Here is an 18149-nt window from a genome sequence, read left to right as displayed (position 1 = left end):
GGGTTTGACCGAGGGCGTTTGATGGCTGGATGAGGATCAGGCATTGGCCCGGGAGAGGTTGAGCCAGTCCTTCAGTCCGATACGGCCGAGACGAGCCGGACCGGTAGGGACCAGCGAGCGGTCGGTGACGCTGCCGCCGAAATATCGGGCCGTCGGATCGCTGGCCGTTTTGCGACGATCGCCCACCGCCTCCAGATAGCGGCCGACGATTTCGGCGAAGCCGTCGCGCTCGGGACCCGCGATGTCGACAATCCCATCGAGCGGTGGCGCCAGCGCGGTTTCGACCAGAATCGCCGCGACATCATCGGCGGCGATCGGCTGGAACTGTACCGGCGGCAGCCGCACCGTATCGCCGTCGGCATGGCCGTCGGCGATACCGGCAAGGAATTCCAGGAACTGGGTTGCGCGAACGATGGTGTAGGGAATGCCGGACTGCGCGATCAGCCGTTCCTGCTCCACCTTGGCGCGGAAGTAACCGAGATCGGCGATCCGGTCGGTGCCGACGATCGACAGGGCGACATGGTGGCGGACGCCGGCTTTCGCTTCGGCTGCGGCCAGATTGCTGCCGGAGGTCCGGAAGAACTCCGTCACGACCGCTTCTTCGAAGGATGGGGTGTTGGACACGTCCACAACCACCCCGGCACCGGTCAGCACCTCGGCCAGCCCTTCACCGGAGATGGTGTTCACCCCTCTGCTGGGCGAGGCGGCAACGACCTCATGGCCGTTGGCGCCCAGGGTGGCGACAAGCTTGGAACCGATCAGTCCCGTTCCGCCGATGACGACGATCTTCATGACTCCGTCTCCTGTCCGAAGGGCATCCGCTGCCCGTTTTGAAATGCAAGGATTTGCGGAAGGCGGCAGCGGGTGTCGGGACCGTCCTTACCAACATGACCCGGTTCCGTCCCTCGCTCCATAACGCAGACATTATCAGTCCGTGTTTTTGGAGACAAGCAAAAACACGGACTATTTTTGTCTTCGTTATGGAGCGAGGGACGGTCGATGCCGCCTTTTCACGCAATAAGGGGAGTGGCAATGGCGATGGCGGGGGCGGCCACTGGAGTGCCGGTTGCAGGAGCCCGCCACCGCCCTGTACAATCATGCGCTGGAAATGCCTTTTTGGTGCTGGTATGCGTCTGTCGAGCTATACCGACTATGCGTTGCGGATGCTGATGTATTTGGCGGTGCGGCAGGACGGTCTGCCGACCATCGGCGAGATCGCGCAGGTCTATGGCATTTCAAAAAATCACCTGATGAAGGTGGCCCAACATATGGGTGCGGGTGGCTTCATCGAGACCGTGCGAGGACGGAACGGCGGCTTGCGTCTCGGCCGCCTGCCGGAGCAGATCCGGATCGGCGACGTCATCCGGTTCACCGAGCAGGACATGTCCATCGTGGAATGCATGGGGGCGCTGCCGGATGACACGACTGCCTGCCGGCTGAGCCCGGCCTGCACGCTGCGCTCCGCCCTGTTCGAAGCCAAACAGGCGTTCCTGGCGGTGCTCGACGACTACACCCTCGCCGACATCGTGCGGCACCGGCGCAGCCTGGCTTCCCTACTCGACCTGCCCCAGCCTCCCATTCCTCAACGTCAGGTGCGGGACGGAGCCGGTCAAGGGACCGGGAAGACCGTATGATCGTCCTCGGCGGCGATGATCGGTAGCAGGATCTGCATCGCGGTGCCCTGCCCCACGCTGCTGTCGGCGTGGATATGACCTTTCCAGCCGGCGACGATGCCGTGCACCACCGGCAGACCCAGCCCGGTGCCCTGTCCCACCGGCTTGGTGGTGAAGAAGGGGTCGAAGATGCGCGCCAGCGTTGCCGCATCCATCCCGCACCCGCTGTCGCGGACGGTGAGCGCCGCATAAGGGCCGGCCGGGTGAGGCCATGCCCCTTCCGTCGCCTCATCGAGCTGCACCGAGTCCAGCGTGACCTCTATCGCTCCTTCCGCCGGACCAATCGCATCGGCCGCATTCCGAATCAGGTTTATCAGAATCTGCGCCATCTGCGTTTCGTCGGCCCGGACCAGGATCGGCTTCACTGCGATCCGCCAGACGAGTTCGACATTCCGGGAGACAAGCACGTCGACCATCTCGGCCACATTGCGCAGCGCCGAGCCCAGATGCAGCGGACCGGCCCCCGACCGATCGGAGTGACTGAAGGTCAGCACCTGCTGGGTGATGCGCTTGGCGCGCTGCGCGGCTTCGATCACTTTGCCGAGGTTCCTCTGCGCCGGGCCGTCGAGCGGCAGATCCTCCATCACCAGCTCGGTCAGGCCGATGATCGGTTGCAGCATATTGTTGATCTCATGCGCCAAGCCGCCCGCCATGCAGCCCAACGCCTCGAGCTTTTGCGCCTCCTGCAGTTGGGCTTCCAACGTCATCCGTGCCACGGCCGCGCTGCGACGCTCCTCGGCAAGGAGCAGTTCGGCCTCGCGCAGGCTCAGCACCTCGGCTACGGCCTCCCGCTCTTCCGTCACCTGCCGAACGGCGTCCAGCAGATCCTCGACCGCTGAACCGAGCGGATCCGAAACCTGCGTGCCGATCTCCTCGGTATAGGCGCCGATCTGCTTGAAGCGTCCATAGAGCGTGACGGCGGCATCGGTGCGACCGACCAGATTGCGGATCAACGACTGCCGCATGCGGTTCAACATGCGCAGCCGGGTGTTGCGGGCACGATGGAAGAAGTTTTGGAAGTGCCCATAATGAATCGGGAAACGAGCGACATAATCGTCGCGGAATCCACCAAGACCGCTCATTTCACCTTCGCGATCATCGCTGAAGAAGAAAATCGCCGAGAGCGTCTGGTTGACGTTGATGCCCAGGATTTCCCCGAAGGTGGAGAAGCCGGCCACGGGAATATCGTCGAAGACGGTCATCCCCGTCAGGCTCGGACCGTTGTTGATCCGCCGCAGAACGCAATCGTTGAGAATGCCGCCGACCGGTTCCGGCTTGTCGCGGAGGAAGGCGGCGAAATCGCTCCTCGTCTGCTCGATGAAGTCGGTAGCCTCGAGCAGAAGCAGCTCGTCCCCGGCGTTCACGTCGCAGAAGAAGGAGACCCTGCCATTCTCGCGGTCGATCCCGGCGACCGAACGCACGAACAGCCCGCTGTCCAATTCCACCGCGAAGGTGCGGGAGATCAACAGGCGTTCAAGCTCGCCGGCATCGCACCGGAGGCTCCGGCATAGCGCCTCGATGAAACCGGTGACCTCCAAGCTGTCGGGATCGATGACGCTCGTCACCGTGCGCCGGATCGGATCACAATCCAAGATCGTAAACGACAGCCCCGCCTTGCGGAAGTTCTGCGACTTGAAGACCCCATAGCGCTTGCCCGGCGCCATTCGCACGAAGATGACGACCGCATGATTGTCCAGCACCCGCTCGCCGTCATAAAGCCAGGTTTCCTGGAAATCCAAGGCACCGCCGGCGGAGCCGCCGACGAACAGCACCGGGAAACGGCCGGATGCATAGACCGCCTCCATCAGCCAGCTCTCGCTGACGGACAGCCCGTCGATGAACAGCAGCGCCACCGTGTCGTGGCAATCGAGCGGAAATACCGGATCGATGGTCTCCAATTCCCGACGGAGCGCATCGATGCGCTGTTCATGGGTGAGGCGGATGGTCCCCGCCCGGATGTCCTCGCTGTGCAGGGGAACGCTGTGGATGCTCACATCGCCGAACAGGACCCTGCTGAAGGCCTGGAGGACGATGCCGTCCTGCCTTTCTCCGGGATGGTAGAGTCCGCCGGGCACTCCCGAACACAGCTCCCCCGCCGTCGAAACCAGCACCAGCCTGCTGCCCGGATCGAGGACCGAACGCAGCCGGCCTGCGATCTCCGGGAAGGGAAGCTCCGGCGACACGAAGCCGAGAACGAAAGCCGGCGGATCATCCTCGAAGGCAAGAAGCGCCGGTAGAGCCTCGATGTCAGCGGCATCGACGGCAAGGGTTCTGATGAACGCGTTCGAACACCCGATTGCGCTTGGCATGGCGGAATCTCCCGCTATGAGTGCTCACCACGGATTGAACGAGCTTCGGCTGGCGATCGCGTGGAGCCGACAGCCGGTCAGCGCACGGATTCCCGCAGGAACAGATCCTGCCAGCCGAAACGGAGCATATGCTGGGGAATTTCCTCGGCGCGACCGATCCGGTCGCCGGCGATCAACGTGGTTCCAGCCGCCCGTGCCGCGACCGCGAGACTGGTCGAGGTGATGCCGACGATACAGGTCTTCAGATTGGCCCGTTCGGCCGCCGCGACGAAGCTGTTCATATCCTCCATGAGTCTGGCCTCCATGCTGCGGTCGGACGTGATCATGGTGGTAAGGCCGGTCAACCCGGTTCCCGACAGGCTGGCGAAGCTCTGCTGCCGGCATTCCACACGCAGGAACGTCCAGCGGCAGAAAGGCCGCACCTCGTTGACCAGCTCCCCCATCCGGCCGCTGGGTACACCCGTTGGAAAATGCAGGAACTCGAAAATCAGGAAAGGACGCAGATAATCCGGCACCGACTGGCAGATCGCAAGAAAGTCCTGCCGGCTTCGGCGCGCCGCCAGCGTCTCGAAGCAGACGGGCACCGACACCATCAGCCGGAACTTGTTCCGGAACAGCTCGTCGAGAATCTCCACCGTGTCGGCCAGGGTGTCGATATCGATCTTCGCCAACTGCTGCGGATCGGCGATCGCCGACAGCGCCAACATCCCTTCGACCGAGGTTCCATCGGGAAAACGGCGAACCGGCGTGCACATGTATGTGGAGATCACCTGCCGGCCGACATCCCACAGCGGGCGATACATGATGCCGATCTGTGCCATCTCCAGCGCCGACAGGTTCAGCTTACGCTGCTCCTCCGGACCGCCGGCCGCGGAAGTTCCGATGGAGGCCGTTGATGCAGCCGGGGGATCGGCAGCTTGGGCCGTTGGACCGGCCGGCACCGCCGTCTGTTCGACAGCCGAGAGGAGTTCCGCGACGGAGGCATGTTCGAACAGCAGTTTCCCATCTACCGCACCGACGGCCGTGGCGACGGTGATGTCGGCCAGTTTGGGATCGCCGACGAACAGCCGATACAACTCTTCAGCGATCTTGGCGCAGACCAAGGACGCCGCCGATCGGCTCAGCGCCGCGAAGACGATGATGTACTCGCCGTCGCCGCTGCGGAACTGGACGTCCCGATCGGAAATGTGGCGGTTGATGATGCGGTCGGCGGCGCTATGGACTCGGTCGCGCAGTTCACTCCAGGCCGGACCGAGACGTTCACGCAACGTATCGAAATTCAGCATATGGATACGGCCGGCGGAGAGCAATTGCGGTTGCGTCAGCAGAACTTTCAGCCGGCGTTCGAACGCCTGCATCCGCTCGATGTCCGCAGCGACCGCCGTTTCCCTCCGCGCCGGATTGGAGGGAGCTGCGGGCTCCTCCTCGACGAACCAGTTCCGGAGCTTTTCCCCCAACGACACTACAGGCATCACCGAGTCCTCATCAAGGGCTGCCGTCAGCCGGAACGGGCGGAGGAGCGGACTGTCATGGGGTGGCCAGGCAGACAGCGGGCGACCACGGCCAGAAGTTGATCGCGGGTGAAGGGTTTGCCGAGCACATGGTCGGCCCCCATCTGTTCGGCGACCTTCAGCAACTCCATCGCATGGCTCCGGCCGCCACCGGAAATGGCGATGATCTTCATGGCCGGCATCAGCCGGCGGATGTTCATGATGGTGCCGATCCCATCCGCACGCGGCATGATCAAATCGCAGATGACCAGATCGACGGCGTTGGCTCGCAACAGACGCAAGCCCTCCTCACCATCCTCCGCCTCGACGACAGTCATCGATTGGCGTTCCAGAAACTGGCGCAGAACCAGGCGGACCATATCCTCGTCATCGATCACGAGCACCGTCGGCATGACGCCTCCCCTTCCGCACTGGCTTGTGAAGCCAGCTTGGAGACAAGGATGCGCTCATGCTGTTGCCAGAGCGTTAATGAGCGAGTTAGGGGGCAGCCGCCGGTTGCGTCGGAAATCGCGCTTGCGGCTGCCGGTACCACGGCAATTCTGCACCTGACCGGCGAGGGTCGAGACCCAGCGTCTCGATGTCACGGAACCACCCATAAAGCACAGAGGGACTCGGTGGCCGAAGGCGGCGTGCACCGGATTGGTGCTGTCATGTCAGTTCTGGGCGTAGCGAAAGGCGGCACCGATCGCGGCCAGGCCGGAGATCAGCAGGAATTCGATGCCCTTGGGCGAAGCGACGAAATCGGGCGGCAGTTGCATGGTCACGACATAGGCGCCGATCAGCATGAGGATCGCCAGTGCCGCCGCCGTTCCGAACGCACGCAGCGCCATGACCGCCGCACAGCCGATTGCGGCCAAAAACGATCCGACGGCGGCAGGGTGGACGCCGTAATGGACGGGGAACAGATCCGACGCACCGCTGCCGAGTTGGCCGGCGATCGACAGCAGGTGATTGCCCGACCAGCCGAGCAGGCGCTGATTGCCCGCCGGCATCATCAACAGGTCCAGCACCCCGCGGACCACGGAACAGCCGGCGCTGTGCAGCTTGCAGGACAAGGACGACAGGGCGTCGTTTGTGACGACACAGAGGGTGGTGGACTGGCTCATGATCCGCGCCTTTGGAGGAGATCGACCTTCGGCTTTACACGATCGAACCGCCGTGCCGGCCTAAGGCAGGAGACTAGTCGTTCCCCACAGAGCGATAAACCACCAACACGAAAGAAATTTGTTGCTGTTTTCAGGACAGTTCTCAGGGTTTTTCCGCCTTACGGCATGCCGGGACGAAGCGCGCCGTCTGGCCCGAAAATCCTAGCGGAACCGCTCACTCCAACCAAGGCTTCGCGGCAGCTCCAGCCTGTTCCTCGCCGATGATTGCACGATCCTCCGCGGAGCCTGGGAGGGAAGGCGACCGAGCGCTACAATGACGGGCTGTGGATCGACTCGAAGGAAAGCCGCCATGTTCAAGGAGACCGAGTTTTCGCTGATCCTCGACCGGGTGACCTCCAACTTGGGCGATGGCGTCCATGAAACCCGGATCCCGCGGCTGGCGGTGATCCGCGCGAGCAGCCCGACCGAACGGCTCCACACCGTCTACGAACCTTCGGTATGCTTCGTCGCGCAGGGGGCCAAACGCAGCATCGCCGGCGATCGGATCCTGGAATACCGGGCCGGGCAATATCTCGCCGTATCGCTGGACCTGCCGGCCATCGGACAGGTGACGGAGGCATCGGCGGAGAGCCCATATCTCTGTTTCCGCCTGACGCTGGACCCGGTGCTGCTGAGCGGCTTGATCCTGGAGGCGGGGTTGAAGGCTCCACCGTCACACATCGACCAGGGGCTCGGCCTGACGACCAGCCTTGCCACGCCGGACATGATCGATGCGGCGGCCCGCATGGCGCGGCTGCTGGAAACGCCCGACGCCATCCCGGTGCTGGCGCCGCTGGTGGAACGCGAACTCCTCTACCGGTTGCTGACCGCCGACCACGGCGCCCTGTTGCACCGCATCGCGACGGGGGAGAGCCACACCGCGCAAATCGGCCGTGCGGTGAAATGGATCAAGGACAATTTCCGCGAACCGCTGCGCATCGAAGCCGTGGCCGCCAAGGCCAACATGAGTCCGTCCGCTTTCCACCAGCATTTCAAGGACATCACGGCGCTCAGCCCGCTTCAGTACCAGAAACAGCTGCGCCTCCAGGAGGCGCGGCGCCTGATCCTGGCCAATCTGGCGGATGCCGCCAGCGCCGGCTTCGCCGTGGGGTACGGCAGCCCGTCGCAGTTCAGCCGCGAATATGCCCGCCTGTTCGGACTGCCGCCCATCCGCGACGCCGCCCGTCTGCGATCCACCATGACCGCCGACCATGCCGGCGCACGGCAGGCGGCACAGGCCTGACCTGCCCCGATCCCCGGCGGTTCCGGAGGATCGTGCAATCCTGCCGGACCTCTGGTCTACCGGGCGAAAGCCGTCCGCACCTATTTTCTCGTCATTGGAACCGTAGCCCAAGGCGGTTTCCTTGGCGAAGAAGGAAGACGAACATGAGCAAGGTTTGGTTCATCACCGGCAGTGCGCGCGGCATCGGGGCGGAGGTCGCCAAGGCGGCACTCGCCGCCGGCGACCGGGTGGTCGCCACCGGCCGCAATCTGGACCGGTTGCGCGAGATCTACGCCGATCATGGCGAGAGCGTCCTGCCGGTCGTCCTCGACGTCGCCGACGAGGCGCAGGCCGTGACGGCGGTGCAGGCGGCCGTCGACCGGTTCGGGCGCATCGACGTTCTGGTCAACAATGCCGGCTTCGGTCTGCTCGGCCGGTTCGAGGAGATCGAGGCGGCGGACATCGAACGGCAATTCGCCACCAATGTCTTCGGGCTGTTCCATGTCACCCGCGCCGTGTTGCCGGTCATGCGGCGGCAGCGGTCCGGACGCATCCTCAACCTGTCCTCCATCGGCGGAGTCCTGGGCTTCGCCGGCGCCTCGGTCTATTGCTCGACGAAGTACGCGGTGGAGGGGTTCTCGGATTCGCTGGCGCTCGAGGCGGCGCCCTTCGGCATCCATGTGACGGTGGTCGAGCCCGGTTTCTTCCGCACCGATTTCCTGGACGGCAGTTCGGTGCGCTACGGCGGCAGGCGGATCGAGGATTATGCCGCCCACTCGGCCGAGTTGCGGTCGACCTACGACGGCTACAGCCGCAAGCAGCCGGGCGATCCGGTCAAGCTGGCCGCCATCATGGTCGAGCTTGCCGGTACCGCCGAACCGCCCCGCCATTTCCTGGCCGGCTCCGATGCCGTGGAGATGGCCACCGGCGCGATCGAACGCCGCGGCGCCGAGATCGCCGCTTGGCGTGACCGCTCGAAGAGTACGGATTTCGCCGCCTGACGCCGCCGGGCCGGGGATGGCCACTCGGGTTCTCGGCCATCCCGGTCCGGAGGATCAGGCAAGGATATTGTCACGATAGAGGAAAGGTCGCCATGCTCTGCATCGGGATGATCGCGGTGTCGCTCGGCCTGCTTGTGCTGGTCGGAAGCGACCGCAGCTTCCGGCTTCCACCACGCCATGAAGGGCGGTACTCCGCCGCCGTCCCCCACCGGCCGAAAGGGGAGGAAGTGCTGGGGTGAGGTCAGCCCAACCCCGCCTCTCCCAACCCCGTCCATTCGCACACGCCGGTCCACCGGCATTCCCGTGCCGCAGGATCGCTGCCTTGTGCCGCTAAGCGGACAGGTGGAAGACCTTCATCCTGCGCTCTCCTCGACCAGAACCGGGCGCGCCCCGATCTGGTTCATCCAGCCGAACCAGTCTTCCAGGTGCCAGGTGTGGGTCAGCTTGCCGTCGGCAATGCGGTGGAACTCATGGATCGCCACCCGGAAGGAGCGGCCGGTGGGGGCGATCCCGAACCATTCCCCACTGTGCGTTCCGGTCATCACCGCGCGCACGGCGGCCCGGCCGGGGGTCCCGATGATCTCCAGAATCTCGATCTTCGTATCGGGGAAAGCCGCGAGGAACCCGCGGATCAGCGGCTTCATTCCCTCGCGCCCCGGCTGCTGGCCGGGATTGAGCGGGATGTCCTGCCAATCCTCGGTGACGGCCTCGTCGAGAAGGTCCGGGTTTCCCTCGCTGAAGGCGCGGTAGAGCATCTCGACAGCCTGCCGTTCCTGATGCGTAAGGCCGGTCACGGCCACTGTGTCGTCCTTCGGTGCCATGTCGCTTCTCCTGTGTGCAGCGTGATGAGGGGAAGCTATCCGAAGCCTCCACATGCTTGAAATCGATCTTGGATATGTGGAAACATCCATGTCATGGATTTACATGGGATCGACCTCAATCTGCTCGTCGCGTTCGATGCCCTGATGGCCGAACGCAGCGTGACTCGCGCGGGGACACGCATCGGCCGCACCCAGCCGGCGATGAGCGCCGCCCTGGCACGCTTGCGCGGGCTTCTGAAAGATGAATTGTTCGTCCGCGGACCGAACGGTCTGCAGCCGACGCCGCTGGCGCTCGATTTGGCCGGGCCGATCACCCATGCCCTGACCGGGATCCAACGCGCGCTCGAATTCACCCAGACCTTCGAGCCGTCGACCTCGACGGCCAAATTCAGCCTGGGCCTGTCGGACCACCCGACCTTCGCCCTGCTTCCGGCCCTGCTGGAGGTGCTGCGCGAACAGGCGCCCGGCATCACCCTGCGCATCCGCAATTTCACCGCGCGGGACGATGCCATCGCCATGCTGGACGCGGGCGAGGTCGATCTATCCGTGGGGGTCCCGCCGACACCCGCCGCCAGGATTCTCATTCGGCCGCTGTTCGAGGAGCGTTTCGTCTGCGTCGTCCGCAAGGGGCATCCGACCTTGCGCCCGCCTCTTCGGCTCCAAAGCTTCCTGGAGCACTCCCATCTTCTGGTGTCGCCGGAGAACGACGGCTACGGGGTGGTCGACGCCGCCCTGGCCAAGCAGGGGCTGAAGCGCCGCCTTGCCTTGACGCTGCCGCAGCTCTATGCCGCCCCCCTTCTCGTGGCCCAATCGAATCTGGTCGCGACGCTGATGGAAGGCGTGGTCGCCGCGTCAGGTCATTCGGAACGGCTTTGCGTCATGCCGGCTCCGCTCGAGCTGCCCTCGATCCCCTTCGTTCTATCCTGGCATCGCCGCAACGACGTCCATCCGGCGCAGCGGTGGTTCCGCGATCTGCTGGCAGCGGTCCCACCCCGCGCCGGCCTCCGCCCTCCGTCCGGCGGAGCGCCCGCGTGATGGGCAGCGTGCGCGTTGGCAAGAGCGGAGGACGGGGCGCAACGCCTTCGGGAAGAAGCGCCCCCGGCGACCGGCCGTCATACGCTTGTCATGGAGCTGCTGTAGCGTTGCGCGCGGGCGCGGGGTCGTGCCGACGCTACTTGCCAGGGGATGCTCCCGTGTACGACATGTCCACTCCCAACGCTATCCCGGTTGCCGATCTCGACGGCTTCTTTCCCGTCGCGGCGGCTTCGGGCACATCGCCCGTGCGCATCCGCAATTCGGTGGAAGCGGATGTGCCGGCCATGCTGGACATCTACAGCCACCATATCCAGCGCGGGCTCGGGCCCTACGACGTCGAACCGCCGCACCCGGAGGAGCTGAAGCGCCGCCGCAAGGCGATGCTGAAGCGCCGGCTGCCGCATCTGGTCGCCGACCTCGACGGCTCGGTCGTCGGCTATGCCTATGCAGCCCCCTTCCGCAAACGGCCGGCCTATCGCTATACGGTGGAACACTCGATCTACATCCACAAGGACCATCAGGGCCGCGGCATCGGCCGGCTCCTGCTGCCGACCCTGATCGAGGCCTGCACCGCCGCCGGCTGCCGCCAGATGATCGCCGTGGTGGACAGCGCCAATGCCCCGTCGCTGCGGCTGCATGAGTCCTGCGGCTTCGTCCAGGCCGGCATCCTGCGCAATGTCGGCTTCAAGTTCGGGCGCTGGACGGACAGCGTCTTCCTGCAGCGTGCGCTTGGGGTCGCCGACGGCGAACCGCCGCACGACCATCGCGGCACTTTGATAGCCGATTGACGGCGGCCCAATAATCGCCCTTGCCGACCGGGCCGGTCCCACCGCTCCTTTTTCCGGCGTTTCCCCGCCGCCCCTCCTCCCTGCCCTTCCGGAGACCCATCGCATGGATTTCTTCCGCCGCTTCAACTTCCTGATCTGCGCCCCCGCCTTCGAGGTGGACGAGTTGGAGGGCATGCGGCTTCAGCAGATCCTGTCGGAAGTGGAGCGGATGGGCTTCGAGGTGGTGCGCGCCCGCCGGGTGGAGGACGCCGAACTCGCGATCCGCACCGATGCCGCCATCGGCTGCATGATCGTCGATTGGGGCAAGCGCGGCGCCGACGGCAAGCAGGCGTCGCTGATCGCCTTCGCCCGGCAGCGCGGACTGGAAATGCCGATCATCCTGCTGGTCCGCCGCCAGCGCCTTGAGAACATCCCGGTCGACGTGCTGAACCAGGTCGACGGCTACATCTTCCTGGCGGAAGAAACGCCGGAATTCATCGCCAAGAATCTGGTCAGCCGGCTGAAGCAGTATGCCGACACGCTGAAGACCCCCTTCTTCGGCGCGCTGGTCGATTACGCGGAGGAGGGCAACCAGCTCTGGACCTGCCCGGGCCACAATGGCGGCATCTTCTACAGCCGCAGTCCGATCGGCCGCATCTTCGTCGAACATCTGGGCGAAGCGGTGTTCCGCGACGACATCGACAATTCGGTGCTGGAGATGGGCGACCTGCTGGTCCATGAGGGGCCGGCCCTGCAGGCGCAGAAGGAGGCCGCCCGCATCTTCGGGGCCGAGCGCACGTATTTCGTGCTCAACGGGACGTCGGCCTCCAACAAGATCGTGCTGTCGGCGCTGGTGGCGGAAGACGACCTCGTGCTGTTCGACCGCAACAACCACAAGGCGGCCCATCATGGCGGCCTGTTCCTGGGCGGCGGCATCCCGATCTTCCTGGAGACCGAGCGCAACGCCCACGGCCTGATCGGTCCGATCGATCCGCGGGCGCTGGACGAGGAGACGATCCGCGAGCGCATCCGCCGCAACCCGCTGGTCAAGGATCCCGACGCCTGGAAGCGCGAACGTCCCTTCCGGGCCGCGGTGATCCAGCAGTGCAGCTATGACGGCACCATCTACAATGCCCAGATGATGCTGGAGCGCATCGGCAAGTTCTGCGACTACATCCTGTTCGACGAGGCCTGGGCCGGCTTCCTGAAGTTCCACCCGCTGTTCAAGGGGCATTTCGCCATGGGGCTGGAAGGGCTGCATGACGGCCATCCCGGCATCATCGCCACCCAGTCCACCCACAAGCAGCTGGCCAGCTTCTCCCAGGCGTCGCAGATCCATGTGAAGGACAACCACATCAAGGGCCAGCGCCGGCGGGTGGAGCATCGCCGCTTCAACGAGACCTTCCTGCTGCACGCCTCGACCTCGCCCTTCTATCCGCTGTTCGCCTCCCTGGACGTCGGCGCGCAGATGATGAAGGGGCGATCGGGCGAGATTCTCTGGGACGACACGATCCGGTTGGGCATCGAACTACGCAAGAAGATCCGCGCCATCCGTCGCGAGTTCGAGGAGCGCGAGAGCGATCCGGCCAAGCGCTGGTTCTTCGACCCCTTCGTTCCCGACCGCGTCACCCGCGACGGCGCCGAGGTCCTGTGGGAGGAGGTGCCGACCGACGAGCTGGCGACCGACGTGCGGCATTGGGAATTCGCCCCCGGCGCCGACTGGCACGGCTTCCAGCATGTCGGGCCGGGCTATGCGATGACCGACCCCAACAAGCTGACCCTGCTGACCCCCGGCTTCGACCGCCACAGCGGGTCCTATGGCAGCCATGGCATCCCGGCCCCGGTGGTGGCGCAGTTCCTGCGCGAGAACCGCATCGTGCCGGAAAAGAACGACCTCAACTCGCTGCTGTTCCTGCTGACGCCCGGCGTCGAATCGAGCAAGGCCGGTACGCTGCTGAGCGGTCTGGTCGCCTTCAAGCGGCTGCACGACGACAATGCTCCGCTGGAGGATGTCATCCCCGAATTCGTCGCCAAGCGGCGCGCCCATTATCTTGGCCGCCGCCTGCGCGACCTCTGCGCGGAAATGCATGCCTTCTATCGCGAGAAGAACACCAGCGCCCTGCAGCGTGCCATCTTCCGGCCGGAGCATCTGCCGACCATGGCGATGCCGCCGCGTGAGGCGACGCGCCATCTGGTGCGCAACGACGTCGATTACCTGCCCATCGACCAGATCGCCGGCCGCATCGCCACCACGCTGTGGGTCGTCTATCCGCCGGGCATCGCCACCATCGTTCCGGGCGAACGGCTGGACGAACGGGCCAAGCCGATGATCGATTACCTGAAGGTCTTCCAGGAAAGCGCCAACCGCTTCCCCGGCTTCGACAACGAAATCCAGGGCTTGTACCGTGAAACCGATGCGAACGGCGTCATCCGCTACTTTACCTATGTGGTGAGGGAGTGACGGCAGGCCGAAGAGGCACCGGCATCGGAAAGTTCTGACTTCCGTTCGAGACCGACCGCGCGAAGCGGGACGAATACGAACAGGTCAAGGCGGCACCGCTAAGCGCGGCCGCCGCCCCATGGCGTCGCGCGGCCGCTGACAGGCAAGCGCGGCATGGCGGCATCCATCCGCGACAAGGTCCGGCATACGGGCCTATTCCCGTGGGCGCTTCAGTTTGGCGTTCGACACCGCCCGGCGGACGATGGCGGCGAAGGAGCGCACCGCGGCCGCCCGTTCACCCTCCCGCTTCCACAGGATCCCGGGCGTGCGCATCGGCGTCGGGCTTTCCAGCGCGACGATGCACAGATCCCGCATCTCCGACACCGCCTGCTCCGAGACGATCGCGGCGATCTCCATGCGGCGGACCAGGCTCAGCATGGCGGCGATGGTGTTCGTCTCCGCCACGACGACCGGTTCGGCCCCGACGGACTGGAGGCAGCCGTCGAGCATCTGCCGGGTCGAGAATTCCCTGGGCAGCAGGACCAGGCTTTGCCGATGCAGCTCGACGACCCGGATCCGCTTGCGGTGGGCGAAGGGATGCTCCGGTCCGACGGCGAGGACCATCTCCTCGTTGTAGAGCGGCTCGAACCATAGGTCGCGCAGATCCAAGGGCCGGTAGGCGATACCGATGTCCAGCGTGTCGCCTTCGATCCGCTCCTCGATCTCCGCCGCCGACAACTCCTCCACGGTGACGCGGACCGAGGGATTGTTGGTGAGAAAGGTGGCAAGGCAGGCCGGGATCAGGCTGATGTTGAAGGTGTGGGTGGCGCCGATGCGCACCATGCCGCTGAGCTGCCGCGCCGACCCCTTCAGGGTGCGGATCCCTTCGTCGATCTCGTGCAGCGCCTTGGTGACGGCGGGAAGCAGCGTCTCGCCGGCCTCGGTCATGACGACGCGCTTGCCGACCCGGTCGAACAGGCGGTGGCCGACCTCCTCCTCCAGCTGCTTGATCTGGTGTGAGAGGGTCGATTGCGTAACATGCACCTTCTCCGCCGCATGCGTGAAGTTCAAGCGCTCCGCCAGCGCCGTGAAGTAGCGGAGATGCCGCAGTTCCATGTGGAGAGTCTCCCGGCGGGCCTGCCCGAAACGGATGGCCCACCTCGGATCATCGACGCCATCGATCGTTATGATGGAAATCTATCATTTCACCGCTGATGCAGAAAAGGATAGATATCCAAGCATTCCGTAAAACGGATGGTTTCCGGCCCGTACGGGACCGCTCCGGACCACACTGACGGCCGCCGCCCGACGGCGGCACTCCCAAGGGGGAAACGATGCGCCAGCTCAGCGAATCCAGCATCACCGACGCGGTGCTGGACCGTTTCGCCGCCTGCGACGATCCACGGTTCAAGACCATCATGACGGCACTCGTCCGTCACATGCACGACTTCGTCCGCGAGGTGGGGCTGACGGAGGCGGAATGGATGGCCGGAATCCAGTTCCTGACGGCGACCGGACAGACTTGCACCGACAAGCGGCAGGAATTCATTCTGCTCTCCGACACGCTGGGCGTGTCGATGCTGGTGGATGCCATCAACAACCGCAAGCCGACGGGTGCGCTGGAGTCGGCGGTGCAGGGGCCCTATTACTGGGAAGGCGCTCCGGAACGGCCACTCGGCAGCAACCTGGCCGAAGGGGTCAAAGGAGAGCCGGCCTTCTATTCAGGCCGCGTCCTGACGCTTGACGGCGCCCCGGTTGCCGATGCGCTGCTCGACGTCTGGTCGGGTGACGGCGAGGGCAACTACGACATGCAGCTGCCCGGCCAGACCGAGATGCTGGCACGCGGCAAGCTGCGCACCGACGCGGAGGGCCGCTACCGGTTCCGCTCGATCCGGCCGGCCTCCTATCCGGTTCCGACGGACGGACCGGTCGGCATGATGCTGAACCGGATGGGCCGTCACCCTTACCGGCCCGGGCACATCCACATGATCGTCTCGGCACCCGGCTTCCAGACGGTCACGACCCAGCTGTTCGTGTCGGGCGACGCTTATCTCGATTCCGACGCGGTGTTCGGCGTCAAGGAGTCGCTGATCATCGATTTCCAGCGGCACGAGCCGGGCATTGCCCCGACGGGAGAGGCCATGGCCGTCCCCTTCCACACGGTCGAGCATGACTTCGTGCTCTGCCCGGTGATGGAACCCGCCCTGCAGGACTGACTCCCCGGGGTCGAGCCGTGAGAGAGCGTCGGCACCGGCGACGCCCTTCCGGCATCCGGTCCAAAAGCGGGCCGCGCCGCCCGCCTGCTCGCCATGTCCGGCGGAGAACGGCTTCCGCCACGGCCCTGTCCCGCCACGGTCGAGGCCGAACGGTCGCTCGGGCGTCTGCCCAACAACGTCTCCGGCACCATCGCCGGCCAACTCGGCCTCGACCGGGGAATGGTCCGGGGCCTTCGGCTGCGCACCGGGCAGGAGGCGCAGGAGCCCGTCTGACCGGTTCCCAAACCCCAAGCTATCCACGACTTCCGCTTTTCAGGGGGGGGTTCCCCATGCCGACAGAGATGCAGACCGGCCTCAGGCCACGCGACGTCCTGGCCCTTTATCCGTCCCATCGGGATACGATCCCGACACTGCTGGCCTCCCGCCGCGCCGCGGGACCCGACCGCCCGGTCCTGCTGTTCGAGGGCCGCAATTGGAGCTATGCCGAGATCGACGATGCGAGCGGCGTGCTGGCGCGTGCCCTGCTGGTCCGCGGCATCCGCAGGGGCGATCGCGTCGGGCTCGTCTCGTCCAACGGCGACGTGCCGCTGCTGATGTTCCTCGCCGCAGCAAAGATCGGTGCCGTCTTCGTGCCGATGAACCCCGGCCTGACCGATTCCGAGCTGACCTACATCCTCAAGCATTGCCGCCCGACCGTCGTCGCGTGCCGGACGGCGGAGCTGGAGCGGGTCGAGCGGGTCACCCGGACCTTCAACGAGGTGCCCTGGCTTCTGCCGCTCGACGACATCGGGGCCGCCGCCACCGATATCGCCGAGGTCGTGGCGGACATCGAACGCTATGCCGATCGGAACCGCGCCATCGCATTGCCGGAACCACAGCCCGACGACCCGGCGGTGGTGATCTACACCTCCGGCACCACCGGCTTTCCCAAGGGAGTCGTCCACAGTCAGAAGAACTATGTCTGGGCGGCCGAGGCCTTCGTCGAGCGCATGCATCTCCAACCGACCGACCGTCTGCTGACGGTGCTGCCGATCTTCCACATCAACGCCCTGTTCTACTCCTGGGGCGGCGCGCTGGCCGCCGGGGCGGCGATGATCACGGTTCCCCGCTTCAGCGCCTCACGCCTGTGGCGACTGGCAACGGAAACCGGGGCGACGGTGTTCAACATCCTGGCCGCGCTCGGCAACATCCTGGCCAACCGGCCGCGCAGCGAATTCGACCCCGGCCACCGCATCACCCGGATCTATGGCGGGCCGATCAGCGCGGAGATGATCCGGGTCTTCCAGCAGGATTTCCACGTTCCCACCCTGATCGAGGGCTACGGGATGTCGGAAATCCCCGGGGCCTGCAACAACCCGTTCGAGGGGCCGCACAAGGTCGGCAGCATCGGCAAGCCTGCTCGCCACCCGCGCTTCGACGACACCTTCGTCGAGTTGCGCATCGTCGACGAGGACGGGTGCGACGTGCCGGTCGGCGAAATGGGCGAGCTGCTGGTCAAGACGCCGATCATGGCGCTGCACTATCTCGATGATCCCGAACAGACGCAGGCGGCGATGCAGGACGGCTGGTTCCGCACCGGCGACTACGTCTGGCGCGACGGCGACGGCTACCATTACTTCGTCGCCCGCAAGCGGGACATCATCCGCCGCCGGGGCGAGAACATCTCGGGCGCCGAGCTCGACCGCATCCTGTCGGAACATCCGGGCATCCTGGAGGCCGCCACCATCGGCGTGCCGTCCGAGCTGGGCGAGGAGGAGATCATGGCGGTGCTGGTCCCCCGCGACGAGCCGCCGCCCGCCGAAGCGATCATCGACTGGTGCAACGGCCGGATGGCAGCGATGAAGATCCCCCGCTTCTTCGTCTTCGTGAACGCGCTGCCGCACACCTCCTCCCACCGGGTGGAGAAATACCGCCTCAAGCAGGACCCGTCCCTGCTCGCCCGGGCCTTCGACCGCGAACGGCACGCCTCGGCACCGGCCTAATGACGCGCCTGCGGGAGTGGAGGCCCC

At 65.4% G+C, this 18149-nt stretch carries 17 protein-coding genes; 10 read left to right on the top strand and 7 right to left on the bottom strand.

The window, feature by feature from the left end:
• Positions 1 to 36 precede the first annotated feature (36 nt).
• On the bottom strand, positions 37 to 792 hold the full coding sequence (locus tag JHL17_RS07280; RefSeq protein WP_200191563.1) for an SDR family oxidoreductase: 756 nt from the start codon (positions 790 to 792) through the stop codon (positions 37 to 39).
• Positions 793 to 1127: 335 nt separating this feature from the next.
• On the opposite strand from JHL17_RS07280, the gene JHL17_RS07275 reads away from it, so the two are divergent.
• Positions 1128 to 1634: an Rrf2 family transcriptional regulator gene (locus tag JHL17_RS07275; RefSeq protein ID WP_200191561.1), complete on the top strand. Its 507-nt coding sequence runs from the start codon at positions 1128 to 1130 to the stop codon at positions 1632 to 1634.
• Here the strand turns inward: JHL17_RS07275 and JHL17_RS07270 are convergent.
• The 4 genes from JHL17_RS07270 to JHL17_RS07255 form a co-directional block, all read right to left on the bottom strand.
• Positions 1610 to 3982, bottom strand: coding sequence for an FIST N-terminal domain-containing protein (locus JHL17_RS07270; protein ID WP_200191559.1), 2373 nt, complete (start codon positions 3980 to 3982; stop codon positions 1610 to 1612). The genes JHL17_RS07275 and JHL17_RS07270 overlap by 25 nt on opposite strands.
• Positions 3983 to 4059: 77 nt before the next feature.
• Positions 4060 to 5454 (bottom strand): hypothetical protein, encoded by a 1395-nt coding sequence (locus tag JHL17_RS07265; protein WP_200191557.1) that lies wholly within the window; start codon positions 5452 to 5454, stop codon positions 4060 to 4062.
• 26 nt (positions 5455 to 5480) lie between these two features.
• Positions 5481 to 5885, bottom strand: coding sequence for a response regulator (locus JHL17_RS07260; RefSeq protein WP_200191556.1), 405 nt, complete (start codon positions 5883 to 5885; stop codon positions 5481 to 5483).
• Positions 5886 to 6146: 261 nt separating this feature from the next.
• Positions 6147 to 6599, bottom strand: coding sequence for a hypothetical protein (locus tag JHL17_RS07255; RefSeq protein WP_200191554.1), 453 nt, complete (start codon positions 6597 to 6599; stop codon positions 6147 to 6149).
• Between the two features lie 349 nt (positions 6600 to 6948).
• Between JHL17_RS07255 and JHL17_RS07250 the strand changes: the two genes are divergently transcribed.
• From JHL17_RS07250 to JHL17_RS07240, 3 genes are all read left to right on the top strand, one after another.
• Positions 6949 to 7881: an AraC family transcriptional regulator gene (locus JHL17_RS07250; RefSeq protein WP_200191552.1), complete on the top strand. Its 933-nt coding sequence runs from the start codon at positions 6949 to 6951 to the stop codon at positions 7879 to 7881.
• A gap of 143 nt (positions 7882 to 8024) precedes the next feature.
• On the top strand, positions 8025 to 8861 hold the full coding sequence (locus JHL17_RS07245; protein ID WP_200191550.1) for an oxidoreductase: 837 nt from the start codon (positions 8025 to 8027) through the stop codon (positions 8859 to 8861).
• Between the two features lie 92 nt (positions 8862 to 8953).
• Positions 8954 to 9100, top strand: a complete 147-nt coding sequence (locus JHL17_RS07240) for a hypothetical protein (protein WP_200191548.1) — start codon at positions 8954 to 8956, stop codon at positions 9098 to 9100.
• Positions 9101 to 9214: 114 nt separating this feature from the next.
• Here JHL17_RS07240 and JHL17_RS07235 read toward each other — a convergent pair whose 3' ends face one another.
• Positions 9215 to 9682: an ester cyclase gene (locus JHL17_RS07235; RefSeq protein WP_200191546.1), complete on the bottom strand. Its 468-nt coding sequence runs from the start codon at positions 9680 to 9682 to the stop codon at positions 9215 to 9217.
• Positions 9683 to 9775: 93 nt separating this feature from the next.
• On the opposite strand from JHL17_RS07235, the gene JHL17_RS07230 reads away from it, so the two are divergent.
• From JHL17_RS07230 to JHL17_RS07220, 3 genes are all read left to right on the top strand, one after another.
• Entirely contained in the window at positions 9776 to 10717 is a 942-nt protein-coding gene (locus tag JHL17_RS07230) for a LysR family transcriptional regulator (protein ID WP_200191544.1), read from the top strand.
• 167 nt (positions 10718 to 10884) lie between these two features.
• Positions 10885 to 11505 carry a GNAT family N-acetyltransferase gene (locus JHL17_RS07225; RefSeq protein ID WP_200191987.1) on the top strand — a complete coding sequence of 207 codons (621 nt, stop codon included), beginning with the start codon at positions 10885 to 10887 and terminating at the stop codon, positions 11503 to 11505.
• Between the two features lie 103 nt (positions 11506 to 11608).
• Complete coding sequence (locus JHL17_RS07220; protein WP_200191542.1) at positions 11609 to 13945, top strand: Orn/Lys/Arg family decarboxylase; 2337 nt, start codon at positions 11609 to 11611, stop codon at positions 13943 to 13945.
• Between the two features lie 192 nt (positions 13946 to 14137).
• Here JHL17_RS07220 and JHL17_RS07215 read toward each other — a convergent pair whose 3' ends face one another.
• Positions 14138 to 15040, bottom strand: a complete 903-nt coding sequence (locus JHL17_RS07215) for a LysR substrate-binding domain-containing protein (protein ID WP_200191539.1) — start codon at positions 15038 to 15040, stop codon at positions 14138 to 14140.
• Between the two features lie 218 nt (positions 15041 to 15258).
• Here JHL17_RS07215 and JHL17_RS07210 point away from each other — a divergent pair, with 218 nt between their 5' ends.
• From JHL17_RS07210 to JHL17_RS07200, 3 genes are all read left to right on the top strand, one after another.
• Positions 15259 to 16140, top strand: coding sequence for an intradiol ring-cleavage dioxygenase (locus JHL17_RS07210; protein ID WP_200191537.1), 882 nt, complete (start codon positions 15259 to 15261; stop codon positions 16138 to 16140).
• 93 nt (positions 16141 to 16233) lie between these two features.
• Complete coding sequence (locus tag JHL17_RS07205; RefSeq protein ID WP_200191535.1) at positions 16234 to 16413, top strand: hypothetical protein; 180 nt, start codon at positions 16234 to 16236, stop codon at positions 16411 to 16413.
• Positions 16414 to 16469: 56 nt separating this feature from the next.
• Positions 16470 to 18122 carry a class I adenylate-forming enzyme family protein gene (locus tag JHL17_RS07200; RefSeq protein WP_200191533.1) on the top strand — a complete coding sequence of 551 codons (1653 nt, stop codon included), beginning with the start codon at positions 16470 to 16472 and terminating at the stop codon, positions 18120 to 18122.
• Positions 18123 to 18149 lie beyond the last annotated feature (27 nt).

This window comes from Azospirillum endophyticum (genome assembly GCF_016595245.1).
GTDB lineage: Bacteria > Pseudomonadota > Alphaproteobacteria > Azospirillales > Azospirillaceae > Azospirillum > Azospirillum endophyticum.
This window is presented reverse-complemented; position numbering and strand designations above follow the sequence as displayed.